At 47.8% G+C, this 9,068-nt stretch carries 5 protein-coding genes; 4 read left to right on the forward strand and 1 reads right to left on the reverse strand.

Annotated features, from left to right (window positions below):
• Positions 1–148: 148 nt before the first annotated feature.
• The gene (gene purL / locus BC792_RS16220; RefSeq protein ID WP_148910067.1) at positions 149–3,823 is read right to left on the reverse strand and encodes a phosphoribosylformylglycinamidine synthase; all 3,675 of its coding nucleotides are present in this window, start codon (positions 3,821–3,823) and stop codon (positions 149–151) included.
• 145 nt (positions 3,824–3,968) lie between these two features.
• On the opposite strand from purL, the gene pheT reads away from it, so the two are divergent.
• The 4 genes from pheT to rny all read left to right on the forward strand — a co-directional run bounded on the left by pheT (position 3,969) and on the right by rny (position 8,864).
• Positions 3,969–6,362 carry a phenylalanine--tRNA ligase subunit beta gene (pheT, locus tag BC792_RS16225; RefSeq protein ID WP_148910068.1) on the forward strand — a complete coding sequence of 798 codons (2,394 nt, stop codon included), beginning with the start codon at positions 3,969–3,971 and terminating at the stop codon, positions 6,360–6,362.
• 36 nt (positions 6,363–6,398) lie between these two features.
• Complete coding sequence (locus tag BC792_RS16230) at positions 6,399–6,707, forward strand: hypothetical protein (RefSeq protein ID WP_148910069.1); 309 nt, start codon at positions 6,399–6,401, stop codon at positions 6,705–6,707.
• Between the two features lie 46 nt (positions 6,708–6,753).
• Complete coding sequence (locus tag BC792_RS16235; RefSeq protein WP_148910070.1) at positions 6,754–7,044, forward strand: cell division protein ZapA; 291 nt, start codon at positions 6,754–6,756, stop codon at positions 7,042–7,044.
• Between the two features lie 260 nt (positions 7,045–7,304).
• Complete coding sequence (gene rny, locus BC792_RS16240; protein ID WP_148910071.1) at positions 7,305–8,864, forward strand: ribonuclease Y; 1,560 nt, start codon at positions 7,305–7,307, stop codon at positions 8,862–8,864.
• Positions 8,865–9,068: the final 204 nt, after the last annotated feature.

Here is a 9,068-nt window from a genome sequence, read left to right on the forward strand (position 1 = left end):
TTTTGCAGTGCTGCCCGAGCTGGAGCTCTCTGCAAAAAAGGGGATTATATAGATCTGTCCGTCGGACTTTTTCGTGCCGTAAACCGGCTGACGCTGTAGAGCAACGATACCTCTTTGCCCTTAGGGCTCGGCACGGCTAAGAATACGCCTATATGCTTTGTTGCTCAATCCACTTACGCGCATTGACGAAAGCTTCGAGCCAAGGGCTCACCTCGTCTTTTCTGCCCGCGGGATAGTGTGCCCAGTTCCACTGAAATGTCGAGCGTTCAATATGCGGCATAGTCACTAGATGGCGGCCCGTTCTATCGCACATCATGGCTGTGTTGAAGTCCGATCCGTTCGGATTGTGGGGATACTGTTCATAAGCATATTTTGCAACGATGTTGTACTGCTCTTCACCGTATGGTAAATTGAATTTCCCTTCTCCGTGCGATATCCACACACCTAATGTGCTACCTGCCAAGGTCGACAGCATTACCGAGTTGTTTTCCTGTATCGCGACAGAAACGAAGTTTGACTCGTGCTTCTCAGAAACGTTATGTAGCATCTTGCCGTGAACCTCATGTTCAGGGTTAATCAGTTCCAGTTCCATAAACAGCTGGCATCCATTACAGATGCCCACCGATAATGTGTCGGGACGCGCAAAAAAGTTGTCCAACGCTTTTTTCGCTTTTTCGTTGTAGAGGAAAGCCCCCGCCCAACCTTTGGCAGAGCCGAGCACGTCTGAATTGGAGAACCCGCCTACCGCACCGATAAATTGGATGTCCTCCAACGTCTCCCTTCCGGCGATTAGGTCGGTCATGTGAACGTCCTTCACGTCGAAACCGGCCAAGTACATGGCGTTGGCCATTTCCCTCTCCGAGTTCGATCCTTTCTCGCGGATAATAGCAGCTTTCGGACGCTTCTGCAGGCCCGAAACGTCGGGTTTCCTCCCCGTAAAATGCGCAGGAAACGTGTAAGACAGCGGCTGGTTTTTATAGTTGCGGTACCGTTCCGCCGCCATACCGTTTTTAGACTGTTTCTGATCTAACAAATAAGACGTTTTGAACCACATGTCGCGGGTTTCCATCACGTCGAATGCGAAGGTGTCGGCATTGTTTTTCACAATCACCTCGGCTGTATCCGTGGGATGACCGATCTTTATGGCCTCCAATCCGGCAGATACTGCCGCTGCTTCGAATGAGGCATCGTCACGCGCCTGAAGAATGACAGCAATATTTTCGTTGAATAGGGCCTTCACGGTATCCGCTTCTTTCAGTCCACTGAGGTCGTAGCGAGCGCCGAGATTTACATCCGCAAAGGTCAGTTCCAAAAGCGTCGTGATTAACCCGCCGGAGCCGATATCATGTCCCGCAGCAATCAATTCTGCTGCAATAAGCTGCTGGATGGCGTTGAATGCTTTTTTGAAGTAGGCCGCGTCCCGAACAGTAGGAACCTCGGGGCCGATCTTGTTATTGATCTGCGCAAAAGACGACCCCCCCAGTTTGAAGCTGTCTTTGGAAAGGTTTATATAGTAAATTGATCCGGCGTTTTTCGAAAGCACCGGTTCCACAACCTTGTTTATATCTGTACAGTTCCCTGCAGCAGAGATAATCAATGTTCCGGGAGCGAGGACATCTTTACCGTCCGGATACTTTTGTTTCATGGACAACGAGTCCTTTCCGGTCGGGATGTTTATACCGAGTTCAATGGCAAACTCCGAACAGCCCTGAACGGCTTGGTATAGGCGCGCATCTTCGCCCTCATTGTTGCAGGGCCACATCCAGTTTGCCGAAAGCGACACGCCTGCCAATCCATTTTTTATAGGAGCGAAGACGAGGTTTGAAAGTGCTTCTGCAATAGCGTTTCTCGAACCTGCTACCGGATCTACCAACGCTGTTAGAGGAGAGTGGCCGACGGTAGTTGCGATGCCTTCCGTAGAACTATAGTCGAGCGCCATGACACCGACGTTGTTTAAAGGTAGCTGTAATGGTCCTGCGCACTGTTGCTTTGCCACCCGACCGCCAACACAACGGTCCACCTTGTTGGTCAGCCAGTCTTTTGAGGCTACGGCTTCCAGCTGTATAACCTGATTTAGGTAGGTAGGCACTTGTTGCACGTCGTACGACAGATCGGCATAGCTACGCGCTACCGTCTTGTCGTTCATGATCGTCTTCGGCGACGAACCGAAGAAGTCGGCTAGATCGTAGTCCATCGGTTTTACACCTGTCGTTTTAGAGGCGAAGGTGAAGCGATGGTCGCCGGTGACGTCGCCGACGGTATACATAGGCGCGCGTTCGCGTTCAGCCACCCGTTGCAGCTGTGCAATATCTTTATCCGCAATAACAAGTCCCATCCGTTCTTGCGACTCGTTTCCTATAATTTCCTTTGCAGAAAGTGTGGGGTCGCCAACTGGTAGTTTATCCAGATCAATCAGTCCGCCCGTAGATTCTACGAGTTCGGACAGACAATTAAGGTGTCCGCCGGCACCATGGTCGTGTATAGATACAATAGGGTTGTGGTCTGACTCTACAAAAGCACGGATAGCATTCGCCGCCCGTTTTTGCATCTCGGGGTTGGAGCGCTGGATCGCGTTGAGCTCGATACCCGAACCGAAAGCTCCAGTGTCTGCCGAAGACACGGCTGCCCCTCCCATACCGATACGGTAGTTCTCTCCGCCGAGAACGACAATCTTGTCGCCCACTTTTGGTTCTTGTTTTTTTGCTTGGTCGAGCTTTCCATAGCCCACACCGCCGGCCTGCATAATTACTTTGTCGTAGCCCAACCGTCGGCCATGCTCTTCATGTTCAAACGTAAGTACGGAGCCCGCTATGAGAGGTTGTCCAAACTTGTTGCCGAAGTCGGACGCTCCATTGGACGCCTTGATCAGGATGTCCATTGGTGTTTGGTACAGCCAATCGCGTTCTTCCATAGCCGTTTCCCACGGACGGTCCTGTAACAAGCGCGAGTAAGCTGTCATGTAGACAGCTGTTCCTGCTAAAGGAAGGGCTCCCTGACCACCCGCAAGGCGATCGCGGATCTCTCCTCCAGAACCCGTCGCCGCGCCCGAGAAAGGCTCGACCGTGGTCGGGAAGTTGTGCGTCTCCGCCTTGAGCGAAATGACAGATTGAAAAGGCTTCTCGGTATAAAAATCGGGTTTGTCGGCCGACTGCGGCGCAAACTGTACGACTTCCGGTCCGGCTATAAAAGCCACGTTGTCTTTATAGGCCGAAACAATCTCGTTTGGATTGGTTTCTGACGTTTTTTTGATGAGCTTAAAAAGGGAGGTAGGCTGTTCCTGTCCGTCGATGACAAACGTGCCGTTAAAGATCTTATGCCGGCAATGCTCGGAATTTGCCTGTGAAAAAGCAAACACCTCGGAATCCGTCAATTTACGCCCGAGTTTTGCCGACAAGTTATTCAGGTATTCAACTTCCTCGGTACTAAGTGCCAGCCCCTCCTGCTGGTTGTACGCAGCAATATCGTCGACCTCCAGAATAGGTTCGGGGTCGATGTTAATTGTGTACATCTCTTGTGTTAAAGCGGTGTACTTCTGCGAAATCATAGGGTCGAAATCCGTAAAATCCTCCGAAACCGGCTGAAACTCTTCGATGCGTAGAATGCCTTCGATACCCATATTTTGCGTGATCTCAACGGCGTTGGTGCTCCACGGGGTGATCATCGCTGCGCGAGGCCCCACATAGCAGTTGCTAAGGGTTTGATCATCAAGTTTCTTAGCGTTTCCAAAGAGCCAGTTGAGTTTAGAAATATCTTCGGTTGAGAGATATTGTTGGGTTTGCACACCGTAAACGGTATTGCTGGGGTTCACAAAGAAATGAATCATTATAACTGTGTATTTTGAACGTTCTTCAAATCAAAGCACAAAGTTACGGAATATTTTTATGGAAGCCGATGATTTTTTTTCTCGTGCTTAAATGTGACACAACGTTCTAAAATTCTATCTTTGTGCTTTAAAACAAAAATTCGAAATGAACATTTCCTATAATTGGCTCAAAAACTATATAGATACCGATAAAACACCCGAAGAACTGTCTCTTATCTTAACGGATATTGGTTTGGAAGTGGAAGCGTTGGATAAGGTGCAGCAAATTCCCGGAGGACTGGAGGGCTTGGTGGTAGGGGAGGTAAAAAGCTGCGAACAGCACCCTAATGCAGATAAGTTGAAAGTCACGACCGTCGATATCGGTGGCGAAGCACCTTTGTCTATCGTCTGTGGAGCGCCCAATGTACGCACCGGACTTAAGGTTATTGTGGCACAGGTCGGCACCACATGTCATCCTACCGCCGGAGAGCCGTTTAAGATTACAAAGTCCAAGATCAGAGGCGAGGTGTCTGAGGGAATGTTGTGTGGAGAAGATGAAATAGGTTTAGGAACGTCACATGCGGGGCTGGTTGAGCTGGCCGACAGCGCGGTGGTTGGTTCTTTAGTGAAGGACTACTTCGAGATCAAGGATGACTTTCGTTATGAGATCGGCCTCACACCTAACCGTGCCGACGCAGCTTCTCATTTGGGCGTCGCCCGCGACCTAGCGGCCTATTTTAGGAAGCCGTATACATTGTCTGATGTTTCGGCGTTCGCCGAGGGGCGCGACAAAGGTGTGCAGGTCGATGTACAGGAGCCTGTCGGCGCACCCCGTTATGCAGGCGTTACGATTTCAGGGGTACAGGTAGCGGAATCTCCTGACTGGCTGAAGGAGAAACTGATGGCCATCGGCGTACGTCCAATTAACAATATCGTCGACGTAACAAATTATATCCTGCACGATCTGGGGCAGCCGCTGCATGCTTTCGACGCAGATAAAATAGCTGGAGGACAGGTTGTTGTGCGGCTTGCTGCGGAGAATGAGCCTTTTGTCACACTCGACGGCGTAGAACGGACATTGTCGGCCGAAGATCTGGTCATTGCTGATCAGGAAAAGCCGATGTGCATAGCCGGTGTTTTTGGTGGTTCGGTATCTGGTGTAACCAATGAAACAACGAAAATATTTCTTGAGTCAGCTTACTTTAACGCTGTGTATGTCCGGAAGACTGCTAAGCGTCACGGTTTAAAAACTGATTCTTCCTTCCGCTTCGAACGCGGAACGGATCCTAATATGCCGGTATACGCACTAAAAAAGGCGGCGTTGTTAATTCAGGAAGTGGCTGGAGGTGAAATCGCCTCTTCTGTTACCGATGTGTATCCGGAGCCGGTTTCCCCGTTTACGTTTCCAGTGAACTATAAACGTGTACAGGCGCTGATCGGAAAGGATATCCCTGCGTCCGAAATTAAGAGTATCATCTTGGCATTAGGAATTGGTATTCTGGAGGAAAAGGAAGACGAAATTGTGGTCAGCGTACCGCCCTATAAAGTTGATGTAACCCGCGAAGTCGACGTGATCGAAGAGGTATTGCGCATCTATGGATATAACAATATCGAGCTGAAGCCGCAGATCAAGTCTTCTTTGAACACAACAGAAAAGCCCGATAAAGAGGTTGTGCTAAACCAGATTGCAGATCTGTTGATTGGCAATGGCTATCGCGAAATCCTGAACAACTCCTTAACCAAGCTGATGTATGTGGAAGATGAGGCCACGGCCGTACGCCTGCTTAACCCGCTGAGCTCTGATCTGGATACCATGCGCCAGAATCTACTGTTTTCCGCATTGACCACGGTTTCCTACAACCAAAAACGTAAGCATCCCGATGCAAAATATTTCGAATATGGCAAAGCATATTTCAAAAATGAGGAAGGATATGCTGAACGGCAGCATCTGGCATTGACGATCGCCGGAAATCAGGTCGATGAACACTGGAGCTTAGGCAACAAGAGGACCAACTTCTACCACCTGAAAGCCGCCGTAGACACGATTGTGCGCCGCTTGAACATTGCAGGGCTACAAACTGTCGAAGCAGGCGGCCCATACTTTGATTATGGACTGACATACATGAAGGGCCAAAAGCCGCTCGTAACATTTGGTAGTGTTGCTGTAGAGAACCTTCAGAAGGCTGATGTTGACGGCAAGGTGTTCTTCGCTACATTCGATTGGGACCTTGTCACCAAAGCAATCCGCAAAAACGTGATCAAATACCGCGAGGTGTCCAAATATCCCGCTGTACGGCGCGATCTCGCACTTCTGGTGGATGATGCTGTTACATTTGAACAGCTGAAGCAGGTAGCTGTTAAGTCGGAAAGAAAGTTGTTAAAAGACATTAATATCTTCGATGTGTATAAAGGCGATAAACTGCCGGCAGGCAAAAAGTCATATGCGTTGAGCTTTGTTCTGCAGGACGAGGAAAAAACGCTAAACGACAAACAAATCGACAGCATAATTAAAAAATTAATGCTTAACTTTGAGAAGGAAACGGGCGCAACCATCCGGTAGCCGGAAGACATTAAGTTTAATTGCGAAGTAAGAACTATGGCAACACTATCTACACAAATGAATATCATCGTTGAGAAGACGAAAAATCTTATTCAGTTGTGCGAGGCTCTTCAAGAAGAAAACGATCTGTTAAAACTTGAGGTACAGTCGTTGCAGGTGGCGTTCCAAACGAGTACGGACAAAGTTCAGCAGCTTGAGGAAAAGCTTAAGGCTTTGGCAGTTGCAAAATCGTTGGAAGAATCCGAAGTGGATCGGGAAGCAATAAATGAAAAAATACTTGACACAAAGCAAAAAATTAACGATTTTGTGCGAGAAATAGACAGATGTATAGGCTTATTGAAGTAGGAAGAAAAGAAGGGGAAGCCTGTTACGTTATTTAAGCTCAGACATAATGGGAGAAATTTCCATAAAAATAAATATCGCAGATCGTGTTTACCCGTTGCGGGTGGATGTGGAAGAGGAGGAAATTATCAGGCATGCTGCGAAGTTGGTTAATGAAAGAATAAAGGAATTGCAGGATAACTATGCAGTTCGTGATAAACAGGACTTGTTGTCCATGTGCGTGCTACAGTACGCCACAGGGATGATCAAGGCCGAGCGCAGCGCTCAGCAACATGAAGAAGGATTGGAGGAGAAAGTTCACGAATTAGATAGTTTATTGACGGATTTCTTTAAGAAATAAATATATCGTTCTTTTTATTTTAGAGCTTTATAACGACGAATTTGCCGCAGTTAAATTCGGGTTGTCACTATTTTAAACTTAACGCTTCAATATCACGGGCGGAACTAAGATGTAGGCCATTTTGCGTAAGCCATCTAGGTCATGATCAATTGCCCAAATCATGTGTAATCGAAGTTTAATAATACATGGGACCTGTACATTTAATTGCGGTTTTTTTTGCTAAAAAAATAAATACATAATATAATATACATATAAGAACAATGGAGTTATCAACAACAATTTCGATTATAATTTCGCTGATAATAGGTGTTGTTATTGGTCGTTTTTTGTTACAATTAGTTTTCAAAAAGCAAGAGCAATCGGCACAGGAAAAAGCGGATCGAATCATCAAGGAGGCTGAGCAGCAAGCTGAGCACCATAAGAAACAGCGTAACTTAGAAGCAAAGGAAAAATTTTTGCAGCTGAAAGCAGAACACGAGAAGGAAGTCAATCAGCGAAACAACACCCTAGCACAAAAGGAAAATGCGCTGCGCCAGAAAGAGCAGTCGTTAAATCAAAAACTTGAAAATGCCAACCGTGAAAAGCAGGAGTTGGACGCTAAGAGCAAAAAGCTCGATCAGCTGATTGAAGTAAATGAAAAGAAAAAAGAAGAAGTAGACCAGTTAAAGAACCAGCACATTAAGCAGCTGGAGACCATTGCCGGCTTGTCTGCCGCCGAAGCACGCGAGCAGTTGGTAAACTCTCTTCGCGAGGAGGCTAGGTCGCAGGCCATAATGCAAATTAAGGATATCGTCGACGAGGCTAAGCTTACAGCGTCGAAAGAAGCGAAAAAGGTTGTGATCCAAACGATCCAGCGTACAGCAACCGAATCAGCGATTGAGAATACCGTGTCAATCTTCAATATTGAGAACGATGAAATCAAGGGGCGTATCATTGGCCGTGAGGGTCGGAACATACGGGCGCTGGAGGCAGCAACAGGTGTCGAAATCATCGTAGACGATACGCCGGAAGCTATTATTTTATCCGGATTTGACCCTGTCCGCAGAGAAATTGCACGCCTGTCCTTGCACCGGTTGGTTACCGACGGACGTATTCACCCCGCCCGTATTGAGGAGGTGGTTGCCAAAACACGCACCCAAATAGAAGACGAAATTGTGGAGATCGGCGAGCGTACTGTTATCGATCTGGGCATCCACGGGCTACATCCGGAGCTGATCCGGATGGTGGGCCGTATGCGGTACCGCTCGTCGTACGGACAGAATTTGTTGCAACACTCACGTGAGGTGGCCAACTTTGCGGCGACAATGGCGGCAGAGCTGGGACTGAACGTGAAACATGCAAAACGGGCAGGATTACTGCACGATATCGGTAAGGTGCCTGATGACAATCCGGAGCTGCCACACGCCATCTTGGGCATGCAGCTGGCAGAAAAATATAAGGAACATCCGGACGTATGTAATGCTATTGGAGCTCACCATGACGAAATTGAAATGACTTCCCTGATTTCGCCCGTCGTACAGGCATGTGACGCTATTTCAGGAGCCCGTCCGGGCGCACGTCGCGAGGTTGTCGAAAGTTACATCAAGCGATTGAAAGAACTGGAAGAATTGGCCCTTTCTTATCCGGGAGTAGAGAAGACCTTTGCCATTCAGGCGGGACGCGAGCTACGCGTCGTTGTCGAGTCGGAGAAGGTTTCTGACGCACAGGCAGAGATTCTGGCGGCCGATATTTCGAACCGTATACAGACTGAGATGACGTATCCGGGTCAGATCAAAGTAACCGTTATCCGGGAGACGCGTTCAGTTTCGTACGCGAAATAGATCGTATCTTAACGATAAAAAAAGAGGTTGTCTAAAAAGCCTTTTTTTAAAAAGGAATCCCCGATACGTGAAAGTGTCGGGGATTTTTATTGTTTGTCCTAAAAAATGGTTATTTTTAGGTGTACCCAAACAATATGGCAAACATACTATTCAAAGCATTACCATCCAATAGTCCGAGTCTTTTTCCGGAAGATATTTTTGCAA

The organism is Sphingobacterium allocomposti, from assembly GCF_008124885.1.
Lineage (GTDB): Bacteria > Bacteroidota > Bacteroidia > Sphingobacteriales > Sphingobacteriaceae > Sphingobacterium > Sphingobacterium allocomposti.